The following is a 22064-nucleotide window of genomic DNA, read 5'->3' on the forward strand; positions in this document are numbered from 1 at the left end:
CCGATCCCTCATGCTCGAAAGCCCCGGGCACTTGAAGCGCCCGGGGCTCGTCAACCTCGGTTGGCGGACAGCACTTGCCGACCGCCAACTGGACAGCTACCGCTCAACCGACCTGCTGCTTGAAGCGCTGACGCCAGGCGTGCAGCAGCGGCTCGGTGTAACCGCTCGGCTGCTCGCGCCCCTTGAACACCAGGTCGCAAGCCGCCTGAAACGCCGCCGAGCCAGCATAGTCAGCCGCCATAGGACGGTAGGCCGGATCGCCAGCGTTCTGCTGATCGACCACCTTCGCCATGCGCTCGAGCGTCTCGCGAACTTGCGCCTCGTCGACCACGCCGTGACGCAGCCAGTTAGCCAGGTGCTGGCTGGAGATACGCAGCGTGGCGCGGTCTTCCATCAGGCCGACGTCATGAATGTCCGGCACCTTGGAGCAACCAACGCCCTGCTCTACCCAACGCACCACGTAGCCGAGGATGCCCTGGCAGTTGTTATCCAGCTCCTGCTGGATCTCTGCCGCCGACCAGTTGCGCTCCGGCGCGACCGGAATGGTCAGCAGATCATTGGTCAGCTTGTCGCGCTCGGCGGCGAGATCGATTTTTTCCAGCTCGGCCTGAACGGCCTGCACGTCGACCTGGTGGTAGTGCAGCGCGTGTAGCGTGGCGCCGGTCGGCGACGGTACCCAGGCGGTGTTGGCGCCGGCCTTGGGATGAGCAATCTTCTGCTCGAGCATGGCGGCCATCAGGTCCGGCATGGCCCACATGCCCTTGCCGATCTGAGCCTTGCCACGCAGGCCGCAGTTCAGGCCGACCAGCACGTTGTTGCGCTCGTAGGCCTGGATCCAGGCAGTGCTCTTCATGTCGCCCTTACGCAGCACCGCGCCGGCTTCCATGATGCTGTGCATCTCATCGCCGGTGCGGTCGAGGAAACCGGTGTTGATGAAGGCCACGCGGTTCTTCGCCGCGCCGATGCAGGCCTTGAGGTTAATGCTGGTGCGGCGCTCCTCATCCATGATGCCGACCTTCAGCGTGTGACGCGGCAGGCCGATCAGGTCTTCGACGCGACCGAACAGCTCGTCGGTAAAGGCCACTTCGGCCGGGCCGTGCATCTTCGGCTTGACGATGTACATCGAGCCGGTGCGCGAGTTGCCCTTGCGCTGCTGGTCATGCTTGGCGATCAGGCTGGTGACCACGCCGTCCATGATCCCTTCGGGAATCTCGTGACCTTCGCCGTCGATAATCGCCGGGTTGGTCATCAGGTGGCCAACGTTGCGGATGAACAACAGCGAGCGGCCGTGCAGCTTCAGGCTGGAGCCGTCGGCCGCGGTGTATTCGCGATCCTCGTTGAGACGGCGGGTGATGCGCTTGCCGCCCTTTTCCAGGTCTTCGACCAGATCGCCTTTCATCAGGCCCAGCCAGTTGCGGTAGACCAGCACCTTGTCGTCGGCATCGACCGCGGCGGTGGAGTCCTCGCAGTCCATGATGGTGGTGACGGCGGCTTCGACCAGCAGATCCTTGACGCCGGCGGCATCGGTCTGGCCGATGGGGCTGTTCGGGTCGATCTGGATCTCGACGTGCAGGCCGTTGTTCTTCAGCAGGATCGCGGTCGGTTCGACGGCCTCGCCCTGATAGCCGACGAACTTTTCGGGCTGCTTCAGCCCGGTGACGCTGCCGTTTTCCAGGGTGACCTTGAGCCCGCCGTCCTGCACGCGGTAGCTGACCGACTCGGCATGGCTGCCTTCAGCCAGCGGCGCGGCCTGATCGAGGAAGTTGCGCGCAAAGGCGATGACCTTGGCGCCGCGCACTTCGTTGTAGCCCGGCCCCTTCTGCGCGCCGTTCTCCTCGCTGATGGCGTCGGTGCCGTAGAGCGCGTCATACAGCGAGCCCCAGCGGGCGTTGGCGGCGTTCAGCGCATAACGCGCATTGCCAATGGGTACGACCAGCTGCGGGCCGGCCTGGGTGGCGATCTCGCTGTCGACATTGCTGGTGCTGATCTTCACCTCGCCCGGCTCGGGCTGCAGGTAGCCGATGGACTCGAGGAAGCTGCGGTAAGCCGGCATGTCGCTGATCGGGCCGGGGTTACTGCGGTGCCAGTTGTCCAGCTCGACCTGAAGGCGGTCGCGCTCGGCCAGCAGGGCGCGGTTCTTCGGTGCCAGGTCATGAACCAGCTCGTCAAAGCCTTTCCAGAAGGCGGCTGCTTCGACGCCGGTGCCCGGCAGAACTTCGTCTTCGATGAAGCGTTGCAGGTTGGCTGCCACTTGCAGGCGGCCCAGGGTTACACGCTCGGTCATGTTGTTCTCCTATCCCGAATCAGTTGGCGACAGCGGCAACGCCGGCCTTTGCGACCTGTGCATCCTGAGCGGCGGTCACGCCAGACACGCCGACCGAACCGATCACCTGGCCCTCGACGATCACCGGCACGCCGCCTTCCAGCGAGCAAACCACCGGAGCGGACAGGAACGCATTGCGCCCGCCGTTGACCATGTCCTCATAGCCCTTGGTTTCGCGACGGCCTACCGCAGCGCTGCGCGCCTTTTCGGTGGCGATGTAGGAGGCGATCGGCGCGCAGCCGTCCAGACGTTCCAGTGCCAGCGGATGGCCGCCGTCGTCAGCGACCACGATGGTCACGGCCCAGCCGTTGTTCTGCGCTTCGCTGCGCGCTGCGGCCAGGATGGCGGTCACTTCGGTCTGGGTCAGCATGGCTTTGGTTTTCATGTTCTCTCCTGTCGATCGATTCGATGTGCGTCACGGCGCGTTTGGGTTTGGGGTTAGTGCATCGCCTCTTCGACGATCTCGATCCAATGCCGCACCGGGGTCCGCCCGGCGCCGTCGAGGTGCGTCTGGCAACCGATGTTGGCGGTGACGATGACTTCCGGTTTGCCGCTTTCCAGCGCGTTGAGCTTGTTGTCGCGCAGCTGGTGAGAAATCTCCGGCTGGGTGATCGAGTAGCTGCCCGCCGAGCCGCAGCACAGATGCGCGTCGGGCACCGCGGTGAGGTGGAAGCCGAGGCGGGTGAGCACGTCTTCGACTGCGCCGCCGAGCTTCTGTGCGTGCTGCAGCGTGCAGGGGCAATGAAAGGCCATGCGCTTGTCGGTCTCGACCTTCAGCCGCTCCAGTTCGGCGCTGCGCATCACTTCCACCAGATCCTTGGTCAAGGCACTGACCCGGGCGGCCTTGGTCGCATAGGTCGGGTCGTTTCGCAGCAGATGGCCGTAGTCCTTGATGAAGGCCCCGCAACCGCTGGCGGTCTGCACGATGGCTTCGGCGCCGCCTTCGATGGCTGGCCACCAGGCGTCGATGTTGCGACGGGCGCGGTCGAGACCTGCTTCCTGGGCATTGAGGTGATAGTCCACCGCGCCGCAGCAGCCCGCTTCACGCGCGGTTATCACGCTGATGCCCAGGCGATCGAGTACCCGCGCCGTGGCGGCGTTGGTGTTGGGCGACAGGCTTGGCTGCACGCAGCCTTCGAGAATCAGCACGCGACGCGCATGCACGGTCTGCGGCCGCTGTTTGGCCGGGGTGACCTGGCGCGGCATGTGTGCCTTGAGTGTCGCCGGCATCAGCGGACGCAGCGTATTGCCGGCGCCTAGCAGGGCCTTGAACAGGCCCGGGCGTGGAATCACCGTGCGCAGGCCGGTGCGCAGCAGGCGCTCGCTCGTCGAGCGCGGCACCTGCTGTTCCATGAAGTCGCGGCCGATATCCAGCAGGTTGTGGTACTGCACGCCGGAGGGGCAGGTGGTTTCGCAGTTGCGGCAGGTCAGGCAGCGGTCCAGGTGGGTCTGGGTGGCCTCGGTGACTTCACCGCCCTCGAACATCTGCTTCATCAGGTAGATGCGCCCACGCGGCCCATCGAGCTCGTCGCCAAGCAGCTGATAGGTCGGACAGGTGGCGTTGCAGAAGCCGCAGTGCACGCAGGAGCGCAGGATGCTTTCGGCTTCCTCGGCACGGGGCAGTTTCTTCGCGGCTTCGCTGAGATTCGTTTGCATGGTTAGAACTAGACCTCGGAATACATGCGGCCGGGGTTGAAGATCCCCTGCGGGTCGAGCGCCGCCTTCAACTGGCGGTGATAGCGCAATAGCGGTTCGGCCAGCGGCTGGAACGGGTTCGCCGCTGCGCCAGCGGTAAAGCAGGTGGCATGACCGCCCACTTCGCTGACGACGGCGCGGATGGCCTCTGCATCGGCATCAGACTTGAGCCAGCGCTGGGCGCCGGCCCAGTCGATCAGCTGTTCGCCCGGCAGGGCCAGCTCACCGGTATTGGTTGGCAGCGACAGTCGCCACAAAGAACGCGCATCACTGAAGAAGCCCAGGCGCTGTTCGCGTAGCTGGTTCCAATAATCGGCATCCAGCGTCTCGCCACCGATCCGGTCGCAAGCAGCATTGACCGAACCTTCTCCACCTTCGAGGCGCAGGTGCAGGGCCTGGCCGTCATGGCTCGCCGCAGTGATCGGCACCGGCTGCTGGCCCCATTCGGCCAGTTTCAGCAGCGCGCGATCGACCGGCATTTCTACCCGCAGGCTGCGCGACAGGCGCGGTTTGGGCAGCACTTTCAGCGAGACTTCGGTGAGCAGGCCAAGGCAACCAAAGCTGCCGGCCATCAGGCGCGACAGGTCGTAACCGGCCACGTTCTTCATCACCTCACCACCGAAACGCAGGTGCTTGCCGTGCCCGGTAATGACCCGCGAGCCCAGCACGAAGTCGCGCACCGAGCCGGACCATGGCCGCCGCGGGCCGGACAGACCGGTTGCGATCATCCCGCCGACGGTGGCGCCTTCGCCCAGGTGCGGCGGTTCGCACGGCAACATCTGGTTGGCCTCGTCGAGCGCGGCCTCCAGTTCGGCCAGCGGCGTGCCGGCACGAACGCTGATCACCAGTTCGGTCGGATCGTAGGTCACGATGCCGCGATGGGCGCGGGTATCAAGCGGCGTGCCCTGGACTTCGCGACCGAGAAACGCCTTGCTGCCGCCACCGTGAATACGCAGCGGGGTGTTGCTGGCCAACGCCTGGTTGACCTGATCGAGCAGCTGCCCGCTGTCGTCGAAGGAAACCGTCATCAGAAGCGCTCCAGTTCAGGGAAGGGCAACTGCCCGCCGTGGACGTGCATACCGCCAAATTCTGCGCAGCGGTGCAGCGTCGGGATGTTCTTGCCGGGGTTGAGCAGACCGCTGGGGTCGAAGGCCGCCTTTACCGCGTGGAACAGCGTCAGCTCGTCTGCGTTGAACTGCGAACACATCTGATTGATCTTTTCGCGACCGACGCCGTGCTCGCCGGTGATCGAGCCACCCACCTTCACGCACAGCTCGAGAATCTTGCCGCCCAGCGCCTCGGCGCGCTCCAGCTCACCTTCGGTGTTGGCATCGAAGAGGATCAGCGGGTGCATGTTGCCGTCCCCTGCGTGGAACACGTTGGCCACGCGCAGTCCGTATTCGTCGGACAAGTCGCTGATGCCCTTGAGCACGCCCGGCAGCTCGCGGCGCGGGATGGTGCCATCCATACAGTAGTAGTCCGGCGAGATGCGCCCAACCGCCGGGAAGGCGTTCTTGCGTCCAGCCCAGAACTTGACGCGCTCGGCCTCGTCCTTGGCCAGCCGAACTTCGGTGGCGCCAGCCAGCTTGAGCACTTCGCCCACGCGGGCACAGTCGTCGTGCACATCGGCTTCGACACCGTCCAGTTCGCAGAGCAGGATCGCCTCGGCGTCCACGGGGTAGCCGGCACGGATAAAGTCTTCGGCAGCGCGAATCGACAGGTTGTCCATCATCTCCAGCCCGCCGGGAATGATGCCCGCGGCGATGATGTCGCCCACCGCGCGACCGGCCTTCTCGACTGAGTCGAACGCCGCCAGCAGCACCTTGGCCACCTGCGGTTTGGGCAGCAGTTTGACCGTCACTTCAGTGACAATGCCAAGCATCCCTTCGGAGCCGGTGAACAGCGCCAGCAGGTCGAAGCCCGGCGAATCCAGCGCGTCGGAGCCGAGCACCATGCGCTCGCCCTCAACGGTGAGGATGTCCACCTTCAGCAGGTTATGCACGGTCAGGCCGTATTTCAGGCAGTGCACGCCGCCGGCGTTCTCGGCGACGTTGCCGCCAATGGAACAAGCAATCTGCGAAGACGGATCGGGGGCGTAATACAGCTCATAGGGCGCCGCTGCCTGGGAGATCGCCAGGTTGCGCACGCCGGGCTGGACGCGAGCGAAGCGACCGGCCGGGTCGATCTCGAGAATCTTGTTGAAGCGCGCCATGACCAGCAGGATGCCCTGCTCCAGCGGCAGCGCGCCGCCGGAGAGCCCAGTGCCGGCGCCACGTGCCACCACCGGCACGCCACGCTTGTGGGCAATCTTCAGCAGGGTTTCGACCTGCTCCACGCGCTCGGGCAATACCACCAGCATCGGCGTGGTGCGGTAGGCCGACAGGCCATCGCACTCGTAGGGTTTGAGGTCTTCGCCGCGATGGAGGATGTCCATGCCGGGCAGTTGCGCCTGCAATTCGGCCAGCAGCGCCGCCTTGTCGACCTTGGGCAGCTCACCGTCGACACGTTCGTCGTAGAGGATATTCATGGCAGTCAGGCTCTTCATTCGTTCACCGTCAGCACGGCCAGCTGCGGTGGTTTGACGCATCATTAGCCCGACAGCCCCTCATCGTCTATCTCGAAAACCACTGGTCCTACCAGTTTCTTTCAGCAACCTTTCAAGCGATACAGCCAGCAGCCCCATATATTAAGGGCTGATGCATCTACAGCGCTCGGTGAGATAGACTTCCGCCAAGCTGGTCCTACCAGTTACGGAGGCGAAACATGTTGATCGAGAATACCGAGCGTCGCCAGCTGGCGGACGTGGTGGCCGAGCGTATCGAGCGGCTTATCGTCGACGGTGTGCTCAAGGTGGGCCAAACGCTGCCGTCGGAACGTCGCTTGTGCGAAAAACTCGGCATCTCGCGTTCGGCCCTGCGCGAAGGGCTGCGCGTACTGCGCGGTCGCGGCATTATCGAAACGTCCCAGGGGCGCGGCTCTCAGGTCGCCAAGCTGTCCGGCGAACAGGACGCCAGCCCGCTGATGCACCTGTTCAATTCGCAGCCGCGCACCCTGTACGATTTGCTCGAAGTCCGTGCCCTGCTCGAAGGCGAATCGGCGCGACTGGCCGCGTTGCGCGGCACCGATGCCGACTTCGTTCTGTTGCGTCGCCGCTATGAAGAGATGCTCGCCGCGCACACCGCCGAGGAGGCCGACCCGCGCGAGCATGCGCGCCTCGACCACGCCTTTCACCTGGCGGTCAGCGAGGCCTCGCATAACCCGGTACTGGTGCACACCCTGCAGTCGTTGACCGACCTGATGCTCTCCACCGTGTTTGCCTCGGTGAACAACCTCTATCACCGGCCGATGCAGAAGCGGCAGATCGATCGTCAGCACTCTCGCCTGTTCCACGCCATCACCGAGCGCCTGCCCGATCAGGCCCAGCGCGCGGCGCGCGATCACATCCACAGCATTCGCGACAACCTCAAGGAGATCGAGCAGGAGGAGCAGCGGCTGGTGCGCGCGACCATGCGCCTGGAGGGATGGGCGTAATCGCTGCTCTCCAACAACGCAGAGGATCAGTACCCCTTCTCGATCCGTCTGGCATGGCTGTTTGCGTCATGCCTCGCCGCCTGACAGCCGGCAACCCAGATAGACCGCTCTGTCAGCCGGTCGAGCCAAACCGAACAATACGCTGAACTGTAAAAGCCACACCCTGTCGACTTTAGTAAGCGCGGACGAACCGTTGCCTCGGCGGCGCATAGGCGTTGCTGTCTTGGGGAACCCGCGTCATTGCTAGCCATTCGGAGGACGTTTGCATGAACAAATCAACCAAATTAGCCGTCGGCGGCAGTCTCTTGGCACTCATGCTGGGCGTAGGCGGTTGCACCATCGAAAAGGAAGAGTCCGGCCAGTTGCCCGACGTTGATGTTCAAGGCGGCAACATGCCCGAGTATGACGTCAAAGACGCGGACGTGGATGTTGGAATCAAGGAGCGGTCCGTGCCGCTTCCAAATGTCGACGTCGAAACCGAGCGCTAGCACCTGAAGCCCCGAGCATAGCGCCCTTACAAAGGAGGAACCGTGCGAAACAGTCACTGCTTGTCTCGCCAGCCGCAGCAGTCAGGCGCGCTGAGGGCCACCCCGTGATTGCCCAGCAGAACCCCGACCATGACCTGTGAGGAACGAACAATGAACGCATTGAATAAGAAGCCACTAGCACTCGCCACTGCCCTGATGGCCGCCAGCCTGGCGCTGCCCGCCGCCGCTCAAGAGACGCAAAAGAGCATGCAGACTCAGCAGGCAGGCGCCTCCATTCGAGTTGGCCATAATGTCGTTGATGCCGTTGACGATGTGCGCGAAAACGTTGCCGACCTGATCGGTTCGCTGCGCCATTCCGGTGTCTCCATGGGCGTAGCCAACTGGCAGCAGAGCGACTCCCAGCTGGACAAGATGGAGCAAAAGCTCAATCAGCAGATGGAGCATCGCCTGGACGAGAAAGCCGAGCGTACTGACGACGATTGGTCGACCTGGATCACGGGTGATGACTACAAGGTCAGCGTGACCCAGCAGGTCAACGAGCTTGCCAGCAATCTCGATGAAGTGGCCAAAATGCTTGGCGGGGCGAAAAGCCAGAAAATGCAGGAAATCGACAGCGCCGACGTGGCGAATCAGGTCGATGACTTGCAGGAAACCGTCGAGGATCTTGTTCAGGCGCTGGAACGTATGGATGGCATGACCGTCAACAAGCCTAACCTTCAGAAAGCTCAGCAGCGTCTGGACGTGATGGAGAAGGAACTGGATCGCCAGACCGAGATGGCTGAAGAAGAGTGGCGCCCATACGCCATGGGTGATCAGTTCACGCCAGGCGTTCAGAAAAACATCACCGAGCTTGCGCAAATCCTGCGGAGCCTGTTCCAGCAGAGCTAACCCGGTCCCAAGGACTCGGTTCGCACCAGGCCCCGCCTGCGGCACAGGTCGCAAGGCGGGGCTCGCGCCACCCGTGAACTGCGACATGCGCTCAAACCGCGACACTGCAGATAACAGCGCGTATTTTTCCGCTGCCCCCTCATCTCACCGCGTTAAGCGCTGGCCGTCTCAAGGCAAACCCTACGCCTTGAAGCCGCTTGACAGCCCCCATGCTAGACTCGCCGCTTCTTTCTGCTGCCCGTTATCGCCCGTGCCCGATTCTCAAGCCTGGCTGCCTGCCGACCATCTTTCCGCCCCGCCCGCCCCTGATCTGCACGACTGGCTTTACGTCGACCGGGGATCGCTCACCCATCGCCTGACCGACCTCGCCAACGGTGCCTTCAGCGTCGAACCGCTGAATGAAGGTTGGCAGGTCATGCGCGCCGATGAGTGCGCCGCATTAGACGTGGCTGAGGGCAGTGAGGGCTGGGTGCGCGAGGTCTACCTGCGCGGCCACCACGAGCCCTGGGTATTCGCCCGCAGTGTCGCCGCCCGCCACGCGCTGGAACGTTCCGGGCTGGACCTGCCACACCTGGGCAGCCGCTCACTCGGCGAATTGCTGTTCAGTGATCCGGCGTTCAGCCGCGGACCGCTGCAAGCCCGCCGCTATCCGGCTGCCTGGTTGCCGCAGGATGTGCGCCAGTCCCAGCTGTGGGCCCGCCGCTCCTGTTTCAGTCAGGGCGACCTGCGTGTGCTGGTCGCTGAAGTGTTTCTGCCGGCCCTGTGGCAGGCCGCACGGATCGCGACCTGAACCCGGCACACACTGCCCCGCAACCGCCTCACCGATCGGAGCCCCGCTGATGTATCAAAAGCTTCTGCAATCGAGCAATCGCCTTCATCCGCGCGCCTGGGACTTTATCCAGCTGATGCGACTGGATCGCCCGATTGGAACCTACCTGCTGCTGTGGCCCACGCTCTGGGCGCTGTGGATCGCTGGCGAGGGCTCGCCCAGCGCGAAGAACATCGTGATCTTCGTACTCGGCGTCATCCTCATGCGCGCCGCCGGATGCGTGATCAATGACTTCGCCGACCGCAACCTGGACGGACACGTCAGCCGCACCAAGGGCCGTCCGCTGGCGACGGGCAGGGTCACCTCGAAGGAAGCCTGGATCCTGTTTGCCGTTCTCGTCGCACTGAGTTTCGGCCTGGTTCTGCTGACCAATACAGCGACCATCTTCCTGTCTTTCGGCGCGCTCGGTGTGGCGTCGCTCTACCCCTTCATGAAGCGCTACACCTACTACCCGCAGGTCGTGCTCGGCGCAGCTTTTTCCTGGGGCATGCTGATGGCGTTTACGGCTGAGCGAGGCGAGCTGCCACCGGAAGCCTGGTTACTGTTCATCGCCAACGTGTTGTGGACAGTGGGCTACGACACCTACTACGCCATGGCCGACCGCGAGGACGACCTGAAGATCGGCATCAAATCCACCGCAATCCTCTTTGGCGAAGCTGATCGGGTCATCATTGCCACGCTGCAGGGCCTCGCCCTGTTCTGCCTGATCCTTGCCGGGCTACGCTTCGAGCTCGGGCAGTGGTTTCACCTTGGGCTGACCATCGCCGCGGCCTGTTTCGCCTGGGAGTTCTGGAAAACACGCTCGCGCAAGCCACAGGTCTGCTTCCAGGCTTTTCTGCACAACCATTGGGCGGGGCTGGCGATTCTTGTGGGGATCATGCTCGACTACGCGACGAGAGCGGCCTAGCCGCCGCAAGACGCAGCCTGACCGAAGACCGCCCCCTCGAAATCATCTGCTAGAGCGGGTCGGGCACCAGCCCCTGTTGCAGCGAGTCACTTCCTGTCACATGGCTGCAACATTTCCGTTATCTAATGCCGAGCGACAATAAAACGGACCGAGAGCGGACATGAACGGCAAATGCATACTGATCGTCGATGACGAAGCGCCGATTCGGGAAATGATCGTGGTAGCGCTGGAGATGGCCGGCTACGAATGCCTTGAAGCGGAAAACATCCAGCAGGCCCATGCGCTGATCATCGACCGCCAACCGGACCTGATCCTGCTCGACTGGATGCTGCCAGGTACCTCGGGCATCGAGCTGGCACGACGCCTCAAGCGGGACGAGATGACGGCCAACACACCGATCATCATGCTTACCGCCAAGGACGCCGAGGACAACAAGATCCAGGGCCTGGAAGTGGGCGCCGATGACTACATCACCAAACCCTTTTCGCCACGTGAGCTGGTTGCGCGCCTGAAGGCCGTGCTGCGCCGCGCAGGCACCAGCGACAACGAAACGCCTATCGAGATCGGCGGTCTGTTGCTGGACCCCATCAGCCACCGGGTAACCATCGACGGCACGCCGGCGGACATGGGCCCTACCGAATACCGTCTGTTGCAGTTCTTCATGACCCACCAGGAACGTGCCTATACCCGCGGACAGTTGCTCGACCAGGTGTGGGGCGGCAATGTGTACGTCGAGGAGCGCACCGTGGACGTGCATATCCGTCGCCTGCGCAAAGCATTGGGCGAGACCTATGAAAACCTGGTGCAAACCGTGCGTGGCACCGGATACCGTTTCTCCACCAAGAGCTGAACAAGCCGCAACCGCCGGGCATTCGCTGGCGTTGTAGATCCATTCCGGCCGGCCCCAAGCTGCCTCAAGGAGCGTTAGCGGTGAATCAAGACTGGCAAGGCGCCCTGGTGCGCCGCCTGCTGTTGATATTGGCTGGATGCCTGCTGGCGGGCCTGATCACAGGCGAATATGCCTGGGCGCTGGTCATCGGCCTCACCGGCTACCTGGCATGGACCCTGCGCCAGATCCGCCGTTTGCTGCTGTGGCTGAAGAGCGATCAGACCGACCAGCCGCCGCCGGACAGCCATGGCATCTGGGGCGAAATCTTCGACAACCTGTACCAGCTCCAGCGCCGCGACCTGCGTCTGCGCGCCCAGTTGCAGTCGGTGATCGACCGGGTGCAGGGCTCTACCACTGCACTCAGGGATGCAGTGATCATGCTCGACAGCGACGGAAATCTGGAGTGGTGGAACCCTGCTGCCGAGCGTCTGCTGGGCCTGAAGAAGCCGCAGGACACCGGTCATCCGGTGACCAACCTGGTGCGCCACCCGAGCTTCAAGGAGTATTTCGAAAAAGGGCGCCACGAGGAGCCACTGGAGCTGTCCTCCCCCGTCAACGACAGACTCTGGCTGCAGGTCACCATCACCCGCTACGGCAACAGCGAGCACCTGATGGTGGTGCGCGACATCACCCGGTTGCATCTGCTGGAGCAAATGCGCAAGGACTTCGTGGCCAACGTTTCCCACGAACTGCGCACGCCGTTGACGGTGATCGCCGGCTATCTGGAAACGATGCTCGAACATACCGACGAAATGCCGGCCCGCTGGCCGCGTGCGCTGAACCAGATGAACCAGCAGGCCGGGCGCATGCAGCACCTGCTCAACGACCTGTTGCTGCTGGCCAAGCTGGAGGCAACCAATCCACCGACCAACTCACAGCCGGTAGCCGTCGCGACATTGCTGCAGTCGATCAAGGGCGACGCCCAGGCGCTGTCGGCCGAGCGCAACCATCGAATATTGCTGGAAGCAGACCCAACCCTGCTGCTCAAGGGCAGCGAGAGCGAACTGCGCAGTGCCTTCTCCAACCTGGTGTTCAATGCCGTGAAATACACGCCGGACCATGGCGAAGTGCATATCCGCTGGTGGTGCAACGAACATGGCGCGCACCTGGCGGTGCAGGATTCCGGCATCGGCATCGAATCCAAGCATCTGCCGCGCCTGACCGAACGCTTCTACCGAGTCGATTCCAGCCGCGCCAGCAACACCGGCGGCACCGGCCTCGGCCTGGCGATCGTCAAGCACGTGTTGCTGCGCCATCAAGGCCGCCTGGACATCAACAGCACGCCCGGCAAGGGCAGCACCTTCACTTGCCACTTCCCGTTGAGCCAGGCCACGGTACAGTGACCGCTGCGCGGCCGGCCGAAACCTGACGCCCAATGGCGCCTTGAAATAACCCCGGGCCGGCCCCATCCTTGGGCCGTCTTCGACTACCTGACACCCTAATGGACCCTTCCCCCGCTAGTTACGCCGCTTCATCCTATTTCGCCGACTTCGGCATGATTCTGTTTGCACTTTTCCTGGTCTTGCTCAATGGCTTCTTCGTGGCGGCCGAGTTCGCGATGGTCAAGCTGCGCGCCACCAAGGTCGAGGCCATCGCCAAGCAGCATGGCTGGCGCGGGCACATCCTGCGCAAAGTGCACAGTCAGCTGGATGCCTACCTCTCGGCCTGCCAGCTGGGAATTACCCTCGCCTCCCTGGGCCTCGGCTGGGTCGGTGAGCCGGCCTTTGCTCACCTGTTGGAGCCGGTCATGGCTGCCGTTGGCATCCAGTCCCCGGCGGTCGTGCATGGCATCGCCTTTTTCACGGCGTTTTTCATCATTTCCTATCTGCACATTGTCATCGGTGAGCTAGCGCCCAAGTCCTGGGCGATCCGCAAGCCCGAGCTGCTTTCGCTGTGGACGGCTGCACCGCTGTACTTGTTCTACTGGGCGATGTACCCCGCCATCTACCTGCTCAACGCCAGCGCCAACGCGATTCTTCGGGTAGCCGGCCAGGGTGAGCCTGGCAGTCATCATGAACACCACTACAGCCGCGAAGAGCTGAAGCTGATCCTGCATTCAAACCGGGCGCTGGACCCGGCGAACCAAGACATCAAAGTGCTCGCCTCGGCAGTCGAGATGAGTGAGTTGGAGGTGGCGGACTGGGCCAACTCCCGGGAGGACCTGGTTCAGCTGGAACACAGTGCCTCGCTGGCAGAAATCCTCGACGTGATCCGCCGCCATAAGTACAGCCGCTACCCTGTATATGACAGCGAGCAGGGTGACTACATCGGGCTGCTGCACATCAAGGACTTGCTGCTGGCGTTAGCCAGCGACGACCAGTTGGCCCAGCACTTCGTGCTCAGCGACATACTGCGACCCCTGGAACGGGTGCCGCGCTATCTGCCGCTCAACGTGCTGCTGGAACAATTCCGCCAAGGCGGAGCGCACTTCGTGCTGGTTGAAGAGGGCGACCATAAGGTAGTGGGCTTCCTGACCATGGAGGACGTGCTGGAAGTGCTGGTCGGCGACATTCAGGACGAGCATCGCAAGACCGAGCGCGGCATCCTCGCCTATCAGCCTGGCAAGTTGCTGGTGCGCGGCGACACGCCGCTGTTCAAGCTGGAGCGCCTTCTCGGTATCGACCTGGACCATATCGAGGCCGACACCTTGGCAGGGCTGATCTACGAAACCCTCAAGCGCGTCCCGGAAGAAAACGAGGAGTTGCTGGTCGACGATCTGCAGATCGTGGTCAAGAAGATGCGCGGCCCGAAGATCGTGTTGGCCAAGGTGTTGAAGCAGGAATAGGCCAGCTAGCTTTCAGCTGCGGTTCGAGCGCTAGCGTCGGGCTTTTGCTTTCGACCCATGACTAGGAGCTTGCAGCTACCCTTAGTCCCCACCAACCGCGAAATTCGGCAGGCTGTTGACTGGCTGGGCGAAATCGAAGGGGATCGACTCGACCGCCAGGCCGACGTTGCGCTGGACGACGAAATGCAGATGCGGGCCGGTGCTGTTGCCGGTATTGCCCGAGCGCGCCAGCAGGGAACCGGCTTCGATGCGCTGACCTTCGCCAACACTGACCGAGCCTTTCATCAGGTGCAGGTAGACGCCCATGGTGCCGTCATCATGCAGCACACGGACGAAGTTACCGGCCGGGTTGTTGCCTCGTCCGCTCTGGGCGTTCTCGATCTTGACCACCATTCCGCCCCGCGCCGCGATGATCGGCGTACCCTCGGGCATGGCGATGTCGGCGGCGTACCGACCTTTCGGGGTGAAGTGGCTGTACTTGCCGTTGGCGCCCTGAGTCAGGCGGAACGGGCCGCCGCGCCAGGGCAGCGGATACTTGTAGGGCTTGGGTAACAGGCGTGGATCGCCGAGCGCGTGGCGCAGCTTGGGGGTGTATTTCAGCGGCTTGGAAGGGTCGAGTGGGGCCAGGGTCGCCAGGCGGATCTGGCTGCGCGGCGGCAGCACCCAGCGGATTGGCTTGTCCGGTGCGCCGACGGCGTTCTGCACGCCCGTCAGTTTGAGCTCCACATCGACCGGGGCGAACAGGTCGTTGCGCACCACGAGGGTTTCGCCGCCGGCATGCTTGCGGGTTTCCAGCTTTACCTGGGTGTCGAGCTTCTCGACCATTCGATCACTGAAGGTGAACACGCGCGCACCCGGTGCAGCCTGGTCGCTGTAGGTGACCACGCCGTTGGCGTCGGTGTACTTGTAGATGGTGAGGGCCGAGGCAGGCATGGCCAGCCAGAACAACCCAAGAGCAAGAAAGGTGCGCCCCAACATAACGGCAGACTTCATGTGGTTATGTGTCAGAGCGCTGCAGACTAACAGCGCAGCGGTGTAAGCGCGAGCCACCGACTGCCAGCCTGTGAAATGGTTCATCGCATCAATGGGCTTTCCGGACAGTCGGTCGCACTGCTCGCATTCTCAATTGCCTCGGCGGGCCTTAAGCGCCCGGCACGAAGTGACGCTGAGCGGTGCCCCGAGCGATCAGCCGGGACAGGTAATCGAGCTTTTGCGGATCGCGATCGACGAAGCGAAAGGTCAATTGCAGCCACTCACTGTCCGGCTTGGGTTCCAGCGCTGCGACCGCGTGCAGATAGCCATTGAGGCGTGCCACCTCCCCGCCTTCGCCCTGCTCCAGATCGAGCACTGCGCTCTCCAGCACCTGCGGTAGCGTCTCACCGCGCCTGACCACTAGCAGCCCCTCTTTGAGACTGAGGGCCTTGATGACGCACGCAAGCGTCCCGCTCGCCAGGCGCAGCTGGCCTTGGCCGCGACCGCCACTGGCTGCTGTTGGTTTGGCTGCGCCCGGCTGCACGAGCGGCGCGGCGGAACCGGGCGCCGGTGACACTGCCGCCGCAGCAGACGCCGGTTTGATGACTTCAGCCTTACCGCCCGTCAACGCAGCCAAGGAATCGTTAGCCATGCCGGTGTTGGTCGGTCGTGCCGGTGCGCTGGCAGCCAACGCACCGAGCTTGCCGGCCCTTCCAAGGGCCTTGCGGACCTTGGTGGTCAATTGTTCGTTGGAGAATGGCTTGCCGATGAAATCGGACACACCGGACTGGATCGCCTGCACCACGTTTTCCTTGTCGCCACGGCTGGTGACCATGATGAACGGGGTGGTTTTGAGCTTTTCCTGAGCGCGGCACCAGGTGAGCAGTTCAAGACCGGACATTTCCGGCATTTCCCAATCGCAGAGGATCAGGTCGAAAGAATCGCGATCGAGCATCTGCTGGGCCTTACGCCCGTTCACAGCGTCCTCGATACGAATCCCCGGGAAGTGGCTACGCAACCCTTTCTTGATCAAATCCCGAATGAAGGGTGCGTCATCCACCACCAGCACACTGACCTTGCTCATCACTCGCTCCTGCATGAATGGCCGCCAGCATAGCGTCAGCAGCCCGATGAAAAAAGCGTTCCAGATCAAAGCGGCGGCCAGCCTCTTTTTTGTGCACACAGAGGACACCTGCTCCTGATCAGGACAACGCCTGGATCTGCCCGGCATACTGCAGCCATTTCGCTCAGCAAACCGCGAGGCCGTCATGGTTCAGCATATTCTTGTCGCCCACGATCTCAGCCCCGAGGCCGACCTGGCCTTGAGCCGCGCGGCGCAGTTGGCGCAGCAAACCGGAGCACGACTGAGCGTGCTGCACGTTCTGACAGGCCAGCCGGACGCGAAGGAGCAGCAGCATGCACAGGTTTATCTGCACACAAGGCTTGAACGCCACGGCCTTGCTCAGCTGCAGCCCTGGATCCGCGAGGGTCGCGCAGCCGAGGAAATTCTTACCCAAGCCGCCGGGCTGGAAATTGACTTGCTGATAATGGGCCGCCACCACCGGCATTCGCCGCAAGGCTTCGCCGGCACCACGCTGGAGCAGGTCCTGCAGCGCTGCCCCGCGCCGCTACTGTTGGCGGTCACGCCGGCAGCCCCCTACTCACGCGCGCTGGCTGCGCTGGATTACTCCGACTGCGCCAGTCGCGCACTGCAGTCGGCGTGGCAGTTGATGCCCGGCGGGAGTGCTCTAACCGCACTGAATATCTATGAGTCATCGGAAGTGTGCCCGCCGGAATCAGCCGAGCTGACGCTGCAGCACGAACTGTTCGACCAGCTTGTCGCGGATCTTCGCCGGCACTTGGCCGCTACCGGTGCCCAGTTGCAATCGAGCTTACGGTACGGTGAGCGCAACAACTGTCTAGACTCGGCCATTGCGGCGGTGCAACCACAACTCCTGGCACTGGGCAGCCACAGCCGTGGCACGATGAGCGAAGCGCTGCTCGGCAGCCTTACACGAGAGTATCTCGACCAGCCCCCCTGCGACGTGCTGATCGCGCACTGACACCCGGGCGGGCCAATAGATGTTGCGAGCGGACAGTTCTGACGGAACCGTCCTGCCGGGCGCTGCGGTTGCGCCTGCACAAAAACTTGCGACGTTTAGCGCTATAAACAAGAGCGACGAGCCTTGGCCACCGCATCGAGGGCGCGAAAAAGCGGTCCGTGAAATTCGGTCAGCCCGCGTTTTCCAGGTGTGCGTGCAACTCGATGAACTGCTGTGTCAGCTTGTGCCGTGGGTCGAGGTGGATCAGCGGCGTGCAGACCTGATGCGACTCACGCATGCGCACCGAACTCATCAAGTGCACCGGTAGTACGGGCAGCCCCTCGGCCAGCAGTTCGTCGATCATCTGCTGCGGCAAGGCCGCGCGCGGCTGGAATTGGTTGACGACGATACCTTCGACTCGCAGCGCTTCATTGTGGTCTTCCTGCAGCTCCTCGATTTCCTCGAGCAGGCTGTACAGCGCCTGCCGGGAAAAGCTGTCGCAGTCGAACGGTATCAGGCAGCGGTCCGCAGCTATCAGGGCCGACAGGGTAAAGAAGTTCAGCGCCGGCGGCGTGTCCAGATAGATGCGCCCGTACTCTTCAGAGAGGCTTTCCAGCAGCTTTCGCAGCTTGTTGATCTTGTGCTTGGCTTCGAGCTTGGGCTGCAGATCGGCCAATTCGGCGGTGGCGGTAATCAGGTGCAGGTTTTCGAAGCGGGTTTCGGTGATCGGTGGGCGAGCCTTTTTCCCTGCGGGCCCTCCCGCCAGGATCTGCTTGAAGTAGTCGGCGATCCCCGTTGGCAATTCGTCGCCGGTCAGGCCGGTGAGGTAATGGCTGGAATTGGCCTGCGCGTCCAGGTCGATCAGCAGCGTGCGATAGCCTTGCGCTGCGCTGACTGCAGCCAGGTTGCAGGCAATGCTGGACTTGCCGACACCGCCCTTTTGATTGAATACGACCCGTCGCATGCTCCGTCCTCTGATCATGGTTTCACCGGAGTCTATACAACGCAGATGGCACTCTGGCGACTTTCCTGGACCGAAGGCGCCGCAGTCCTCCCGCCCAGCTTTGCTACCCTTGGCGCATAACGACAACGAGGAAAGTCATGTGCCGAGGTTTCTGATCGTTTTGCTGTTCGCCCTGTTGAGCCAGCAGGCCACTGCCCAGTCACAAGGCGAGGTGCTGCGTGTGGGCATCACAGAGGTGCCGCCCTTCGTCATTCAGGAGGCCGATGGCCGCTGGAGCGGCATCAGCATCGATCTGTGGCAGGCCATCGCCGAGCAGGCCGGATATCGCTACGAGTTGCAGCCCATGGCGTTCGATCAGCTGCTGCCCGGACTGGAGCAGGATCAGCTGGATGTGGTGGTCGGTGCGCTGACCATGACCGCCGAGCGCGAGGCGCTGGTGGATTTCACCCACCCGTTCTACCGCACGGGGCTGGCAATCGGCGTTCCGCCAGCCCAGCAGGGCAGTGGCTGGGGCGCCGTTCGAGCCCTGTTTTCCTGGCAATTCGCGAGCCTGGTGCTGGGCCTGGGCGCGTTATTGCTGCTGGTCGGCGCGCTGCTCTGGCTGTTCGAGCGCCGGCGCAACCGCGAGCAGTTCGGCGGCAGTTCGGTCGAGGGGCTAGGCAACAGCTTCTGGTGGGCAGCGGTCACCATGACCACCGTCGGCTATGGTGACAAGGCGCCGGTTACCCTCGGCGGTCGCCTGATCGCCATTGTCTGGATGTTCGCTGCGTTGATCATGGTGTCGACCTTCACCGCGGCCGTGACCAGTACCTTGACGGTTGGCAGCCTGAAAAGCGGGCTGCAAGGGCCGGACGATCTGCGCGGCGCTCACGTAGCGACGGTAGACGGCACCGTCAGCTCCGACTATTTACAGCACCACCGCGTGCGCACCACCGCCTTTTCCGACCTCAGTCAGGCGATTCAAGCCGTGATCGATGGAGAGGCCGACGCTGTCGTCTACGACCAGCCGATCCTTCAGTACCGAAACACCGAGAGGCAGGGCGAGGGCTTACGACTGCTGCCCGGCACCTTTGAAGATCAATCCTATGCCTTTGCCGTGCGCGCTGGCAGCCCGTACCGGGAGCGGCTGAGCCAGGCGATTCTGGATATCACCAACAGCCCCCGCTGGCCGGACATGCAGGCACGCTACCTGGGCGGGCAATAGAGCAAGGGCGTCTCAGACGGCAACCGGGGCCTTGATGTGTGGATGGGCTTCGTAGCCGACCAGTTCGAAGTCCTCGAAGCGGAAGGCGAACAGATCCTTTACCTCGGGGTTGAGCTTCATGGTCGGCAGCGGCAGCGGCTCGCGGGTCAACTGCAGGTCGGCCTGCTCCAGGTGATTGGCATAGAGGTGGCAATCACCGCCGCTCCAGATGAATTCACCGGGTTGCAGGTCGCACACCTGCGCCACCATCAGCGTCAGCAATGCGTAGCTGGCGATGTTGAAGGGCACTCCGAGGAAGATGTCAGCCGAGCGCTGGTAGAGCTGGCAGCTGAGCTTGCCGTCCGCCACATAGAACTGGAACAGCGCGTGGCATGGCGGCAGCGCCATCTGATCGACCAGCGCCGGGTTCCAGGCTGATACCATCAGCCGCCGCGAATCCGGGTTTTTCTTGATCATCTCCACCAGCTTGCTGATCTGGTCGACCGACTCGCCGTTGGGCGCCGGCCAATTGCGCCACTGGTAGCCGTAGACCGGGCCGAGTTCGCCGTTTTCGTCGGCCCATTCGTCCCAGATCCGCACCCCGTTTTCCTGCAGGTACTTGATATTGGTATCGCCCTGAAGAAACCACAGCAGCTCGTGAATGATCGATTTCAGGTGGCACTTCTTGGTCGTCACCAGCGGGAAACCGTCCGCCAGGTCGAAGCGCATCTGATGACCAAATACGCTGTAGGTGCCGGTGCCGGTGCGATCACTCTTGAAGGTGCCGTGCTCGCGCACATGGCGCATCAGGTCGAGATACTGTTTCATCGATGGGCTCGAAGCGGGCGCCGGGGCGCGGTGAGAGAAATGCTGCAAATAGTAAAAGCCGACGTCCGGCTTGTCGCCCTTTTGGCGACGAAGCCGGACGGTGTGCGGTCAGGCGACCGCCTTCACCGGCTCGTGACGGTAGCCCCAGGCAATCATGCCAAGACCGATCAGGATCATCGGGATGCACAGCACCTGCCCCATGGTCAGCCAGCCAAACGCCAAGTAACCGAGCTGGGCGTCGGGTACGCGAACGAATTCGACAATGAAGCGGAAGATGCCGTAGCACACGGCGAACAGGCCGGACACCGCCATGGTCGGCCGCGGCTTGCTCGAGTAGAGCCAGAGAATGACGAACAGGGCCACGCCCTCCAGGGCGAACTGGTAGAGCTGCGACGGGTGCCGCGCCAGCTGTTGCGGATCGGTTGGGAAGACCATCGCCCAAGGCACATCGGTCGCCTTGCCCCAGAGTTCGGCATTGATGAAGTTACCGATACGCCCGGCACCCAGCCCAATGGGGACAAAGGGGGCAATGAAGTCCATCAGCTCGAAAAACTTCTTGCCGTTGCGCCGGGCGAATATCCAGGTGCATAGCAGCACGCCCAGCAGACCACCGTGAAATGACATGCCGCCCTTCCAGACCTGGAAGATCAGCGTCGGGTCGTTGATATAGGACGCCAGATCGTAGAACAGCACATAGCCCAGCCGCCCACCGACGATCACGCCCATGGCCACCCAGAACACCAGGTCGGAAAGCTTGTCCTTGTCCCAAGTGGGATCGAAGCGGTGCAGCCGACGCGATGCCAGCAGCCAGGCACCGCCGATGCCGATCAGGTACATCAGGCCATACCAGTGGATTTGCAGCGGGCCAAGCGACACGGCCACAGGGTCTATCTGCGGATAAGGCAGCATCCGGGTTTTCCTCAGATCAAGAAATTGATACCTACGCCCAATAAGAGCAGCGCGAACAGGCGCCGCAGCATTGATGCGGACAATCGATGCGCCAGATTAGCGCCGACACGGGCAAAGAACATGCTGGTGATGGCGACGCCAACCAGCGCTGGCAAATAGACATAGCCGACGCTCCAGTCAGGCAGGTGCGCATCCTGCCAGCCAACAACCGCGAAGCTCAATGCACCGGCGATGGCAATCGGCAAACCGCAAGCTGCCGAGGTGCCCACTGCCTGCTGCATCGGTACACTGCGCCAGCTGAGGAAGGGCACGGTCAAAGAACCGCCGCCGATCCCGAAGATGGCCGATGCCCACCCGATGACTGCGCCTGCAACGGCCAGCACAGGCCGGCCCGGTACACCGGCACTGGCCTTTGGCTGCAGTGAAAAACCCATCTGCACCGCCATGGCGATGGCGAACAAACCGATGATCTTCTGCAGCAGCGGGCCTTGAATCGACGCCGCCGTCAGGCTTCCCAGCGCCGCACCGAACAGAATGCCAAGCGTCATCCAGAGCACCACGGGCCACTGCACGGCGCCCTTGCGATGGTGCGTCAGAATTGAGTTCATCGAGGTAAAGACGATGGTTGCCAGCGAGGTGCCGACGGCCAGATGGGTAAGGATCTGTGGATCGAACCCCTGCGCTGTAAAGCTGAACACCAGCACCGGAACGATGATCAGGCCACCACCGACACCGAACAGCCCTGCCAGTACACCAGCGAATCCGCCGAGAAGCAGATAAAGCGCGAACTCCATCGAGCCACCTTGAAAAACAAAGCGGCATGTTAGCGGA

General features: G+C 62.8%; 21 protein-coding genes. 10 read left to right on the forward strand and 11 right to left on the reverse strand.

The window, feature by feature from the left end; translation table 11 throughout:
• Positions 1 to 103: 103 nt before the first annotated feature.
• The 5 genes from ACSSNI_RS07670 to glcD are packed head-to-tail and all read right to left on the reverse strand — an operon-like array spanning position 104 to position 6545.
• Positions 104 to 2284, reverse strand: coding sequence for a malate synthase G (locus ACSSNI_RS07670; protein ID WP_200636223.1), 2181 nt, complete (start codon positions 2282 to 2284; stop codon positions 104 to 106).
• 19 nt (positions 2285 to 2303) lie between these two features.
• Positions 2304 to 2708, reverse strand: a complete 405-nt coding sequence (locus tag ACSSNI_RS07675) for a heme-binding protein (protein WP_159969251.1) — start codon at positions 2706 to 2708, stop codon at positions 2304 to 2306.
• Between the two features lie 53 nt (positions 2709 to 2761).
• Positions 2762 to 3979, reverse strand: coding sequence for a glycolate oxidase subunit GlcF (glcF, locus tag ACSSNI_RS07680; protein ID WP_159969252.1), 1218 nt, complete (start codon positions 3977 to 3979; stop codon positions 2762 to 2764).
• 8 nt (positions 3980 to 3987) lie between these two features.
• Positions 3988 to 5046 carry a glycolate oxidase subunit GlcE gene (glcE, locus tag ACSSNI_RS07685; protein WP_200636221.1) on the reverse strand — a complete coding sequence of 353 codons (1059 nt, stop codon included), beginning with the start codon at positions 5044 to 5046 and terminating at the stop codon, positions 3988 to 3990.
• On the reverse strand, positions 5046 to 6545 hold the full coding sequence (gene glcD, locus ACSSNI_RS07690; protein WP_102837833.1) for a glycolate oxidase subunit GlcD: 1500 nt from the start codon (positions 6543 to 6545) through the stop codon (positions 5046 to 5048). Before glcD ends, glcE begins: the two co-directional genes overlap by 1 nt.
• Before the next feature lie 236 nt (positions 6546 to 6781).
• On the opposite strand from glcD, the gene glcC reads away from it, so the two are divergent.
• The 8 genes from glcC to ACSSNI_RS07730 all read left to right on the forward strand — a co-directional run bounded on the left by glcC (position 6782) and on the right by ACSSNI_RS07730 (position 14335).
• Complete coding sequence (glcC, locus tag ACSSNI_RS07695; protein WP_102837768.1) at positions 6782 to 7549, forward strand: transcriptional regulator GlcC; 768 nt, start codon at positions 6782 to 6784, stop codon at positions 7547 to 7549.
• A 266-nt stretch (positions 7550 to 7815) separates the two neighbouring features.
• Positions 7816 to 8037 carry a hypothetical protein gene (locus ACSSNI_RS07700; protein WP_102837769.1) on the forward strand — a complete coding sequence of 74 codons (222 nt, stop codon included), beginning with the start codon at positions 7816 to 7818 and terminating at the stop codon, positions 8035 to 8037.
• A gap of 150 nt (positions 8038 to 8187) precedes the next feature.
• A complete protein-coding gene (locus tag ACSSNI_RS07705) occupies positions 8188 to 8925 on the forward strand; it encodes a hypothetical protein (RefSeq protein WP_200636219.1) in 738 nt (245 codons plus the stop codon).
• Between the two features lie 250 nt (positions 8926 to 9175).
• Complete coding sequence (locus tag ACSSNI_RS07710; protein ID WP_200636217.1) at positions 9176 to 9715, forward strand: chorismate--pyruvate lyase family protein; 540 nt, start codon at positions 9176 to 9178, stop codon at positions 9713 to 9715.
• Between the two features lie 49 nt (positions 9716 to 9764).
• The gene (gene ubiA, locus ACSSNI_RS07715; RefSeq protein ID WP_200636215.1) at positions 9765 to 10661 is read left to right on the forward strand and encodes a 4-hydroxybenzoate octaprenyltransferase; all 897 of its coding nucleotides are present in this window, start codon (positions 9765 to 9767) and stop codon (positions 10659 to 10661) included.
• A gap of 160 nt (positions 10662 to 10821) precedes the next feature.
• Positions 10822 to 11511, forward strand: a complete 690-nt coding sequence (gene phoB / locus ACSSNI_RS07720) for a phosphate regulon transcriptional regulator PhoB (RefSeq protein WP_200636212.1) — start codon at positions 10822 to 10824, stop codon at positions 11509 to 11511.
• Positions 11512 to 11591: 80 nt separating this feature from the next.
• A complete protein-coding gene (gene phoR, locus ACSSNI_RS07725) occupies positions 11592 to 12893 on the forward strand; it encodes a phosphate regulon sensor histidine kinase PhoR (protein WP_200636210.1) in 1302 nt (433 codons plus the stop codon).
• A 98-nt stretch (positions 12894 to 12991) separates the two neighbouring features.
• Entirely contained in the window at positions 12992 to 14335 is a 1344-nt protein-coding gene (locus ACSSNI_RS07730) for a hemolysin family protein (protein ID WP_159969258.1), read from the forward strand.
• Positions 14336 to 14416: 81 nt separating this feature from the next.
• On the opposite strand, the gene ACSSNI_RS07735 is transcribed toward ACSSNI_RS07730, so the two are convergent.
• Together ACSSNI_RS07735 and ACSSNI_RS07740 are read right to left on the reverse strand one after the other, a co-directional pair.
• Positions 14417 to 15313 carry a peptidoglycan DD-metalloendopeptidase family protein gene (locus ACSSNI_RS07735; RefSeq protein WP_102837776.1) on the reverse strand — a complete coding sequence of 299 codons (897 nt, stop codon included), beginning with the start codon at positions 15311 to 15313 and terminating at the stop codon, positions 14417 to 14419.
• 163 nt (positions 15314 to 15476) lie between these two features.
• Entirely contained in the window at positions 15477 to 16391 is a 915-nt protein-coding gene (locus ACSSNI_RS07740; RefSeq protein WP_148923950.1) for a response regulator, read from the reverse strand.
• A 184-nt stretch (positions 16392 to 16575) separates the two neighbouring features.
• Here ACSSNI_RS07740 and ACSSNI_RS07745 point away from each other — a divergent pair, with 184 nt between their 5' ends.
• Positions 16576 to 17370: a universal stress protein gene (locus ACSSNI_RS07745; protein WP_200636205.1), complete on the forward strand. Its 795-nt coding sequence runs from the start codon at positions 16576 to 16578 to the stop codon at positions 17368 to 17370.
• A 169-nt stretch (positions 17371 to 17539) separates the two neighbouring features.
• Here the strand turns inward: ACSSNI_RS07745 and ACSSNI_RS07750 are convergent, their stop codons facing one another.
• On the reverse strand, positions 17540 to 18313 hold the full coding sequence (locus ACSSNI_RS07750) for a ParA family protein (RefSeq protein ID WP_200636203.1): 774 nt from the start codon (positions 18311 to 18313) through the stop codon (positions 17540 to 17542).
• A gap of 139 nt (positions 18314 to 18452) precedes the next feature.
• Between ACSSNI_RS07750 and ACSSNI_RS07755 the strand changes: the two genes are divergently transcribed.
• Positions 18453 to 19517, forward strand: a complete 1065-nt coding sequence (locus ACSSNI_RS07755; protein WP_325166544.1) for a transporter substrate-binding domain-containing protein — start codon at positions 18453 to 18455, stop codon at positions 19515 to 19517.
• A gap of 12 nt (positions 19518 to 19529) precedes the next feature.
• Here the strand turns inward: ACSSNI_RS07755 and ACSSNI_RS07760 are convergent, their stop codons facing one another.
• The 3 genes from ACSSNI_RS07760 to ACSSNI_RS07770 form a co-directional block, all read right to left on the reverse strand.
• A complete protein-coding gene (locus ACSSNI_RS07760; RefSeq protein ID WP_200636201.1) occupies positions 19530 to 20324 on the reverse strand; it encodes a thymidylate synthase in 795 nt (264 codons plus the stop codon).
• A 108-nt stretch (positions 20325 to 20432) separates the two neighbouring features.
• Entirely contained in the window at positions 20433 to 21233 is an 801-nt protein-coding gene (lgt, locus tag ACSSNI_RS07765; RefSeq protein WP_200636199.1) for a prolipoprotein diacylglyceryl transferase, read from the reverse strand.
• Between the two features lie 11 nt (positions 21234 to 21244).
• The gene (locus tag ACSSNI_RS07770; protein WP_148923955.1) at positions 21245 to 22027 is read right to left on the reverse strand and encodes a sulfite exporter TauE/SafE family protein; all 783 of its coding nucleotides are present in this window, start codon (positions 22025 to 22027) and stop codon (positions 21245 to 21247) included.
• Positions 22028 to 22064 lie beyond the last annotated feature (37 nt).

This window comes from Stutzerimonas tianxiuensis (assembly GCF_053470365.1).

Bases quoted from the DNA above. Each gene is read 5' to 3' on its own strand.
- ACSSNI_RS07770 (WP_148923955.1), bottom strand. From the start codon at position 22,027: ATGGAGTTCGCGCTTTATCTGCTTCTCGGCGGATTCGCTGGTGTACTG.
- ACSSNI_RS07700 (WP_102837769.1), top strand. From the start codon at position 7,816: ATGAACAAATCAACCAAATTAGCCGTCGGCGGCAGTCTCTTGGCACTC.
- lgt (WP_200636199.1), bottom strand. From the start codon at position 21,233: ATGCTGCCTTATCCGCAGATAGACCCTGTGGCCGTGTCGCTTGGCCCG.
- ACSSNI_RS07740 (WP_148923950.1), bottom strand. From the start codon at position 16,391: ATGAGCAAGGTCAGTGTGCTGGTGGTGGATGACGCACCCTTCATTCGG.
- ACSSNI_RS07675 (WP_159969251.1), bottom strand. From the start codon at position 2,708: ATGAAAACCAAAGCCATGCTGACCCAGACCGAAGTGACCGCCATCCTG.
- ACSSNI_RS07760 (WP_200636201.1), bottom strand. From the start codon at position 20,324: ATGAAACAGTATCTCGACCTGATGCGCCATGTGCGCGAGCACGGCACC.
- glcF (WP_159969252.1), bottom strand. From the start codon at position 3,979: ATGCAAACGAATCTCAGCGAAGCCGCGAAGAAACTGCCCCGTGCCGAG.
- ACSSNI_RS07730 (WP_159969258.1), top strand. From the start codon at position 12,992: ATGGACCCTTCCCCCGCTAGTTACGCCGCTTCATCCTATTTCGCCGAC.
- ACSSNI_RS07670 (WP_200636223.1), bottom strand. From the start codon at position 2,284: ATGACCGAGCGTGTAACCCTGGGCCGCCTGCAAGTGGCAGCCAACCTG.
- glcC (WP_102837768.1), top strand. From the start codon at position 6,782: ATGTTGATCGAGAATACCGAGCGTCGCCAGCTGGCGGACGTGGTGGCC.
- ACSSNI_RS07735 (WP_102837776.1), bottom strand. From the start codon at position 15,313: ATGTTGGGGCGCACCTTTCTTGCTCTTGGGTTGTTCTGGCTGGCCATG.
- glcE (WP_200636221.1), bottom strand. From the start codon at position 5,046: ATGACGGTTTCCTTCGACGACAGCGGGCAGCTGCTCGATCAGGTCAAC.
- glcD (WP_102837833.1), bottom strand. From the start codon at position 6,545: ATGAATATCCTCTACGACGAACGTGTCGACGGTGAGCTGCCCAAGGTC.
- ACSSNI_RS07750 (WP_200636203.1), bottom strand. From the start codon at position 18,313: ATGCGACGGGTCGTATTCAATCAAAAGGGCGGTGTCGGCAAGTCCAGC.
- ubiA (WP_200636215.1), top strand. From the start codon at position 9,765: ATGTATCAAAAGCTTCTGCAATCGAGCAATCGCCTTCATCCGCGCGCC.
- ACSSNI_RS07745 (WP_200636205.1), top strand. From the start codon at position 16,576: ATGGTTCAGCATATTCTTGTCGCCCACGATCTCAGCCCCGAGGCCGAC.
- ACSSNI_RS07705 (WP_200636219.1), top strand. From the start codon at position 8,188: ATGAACGCATTGAATAAGAAGCCACTAGCACTCGCCACTGCCCTGATG.
- phoB (WP_200636212.1), top strand. From the start codon at position 10,822: ATGAACGGCAAATGCATACTGATCGTCGATGACGAAGCGCCGATTCGG.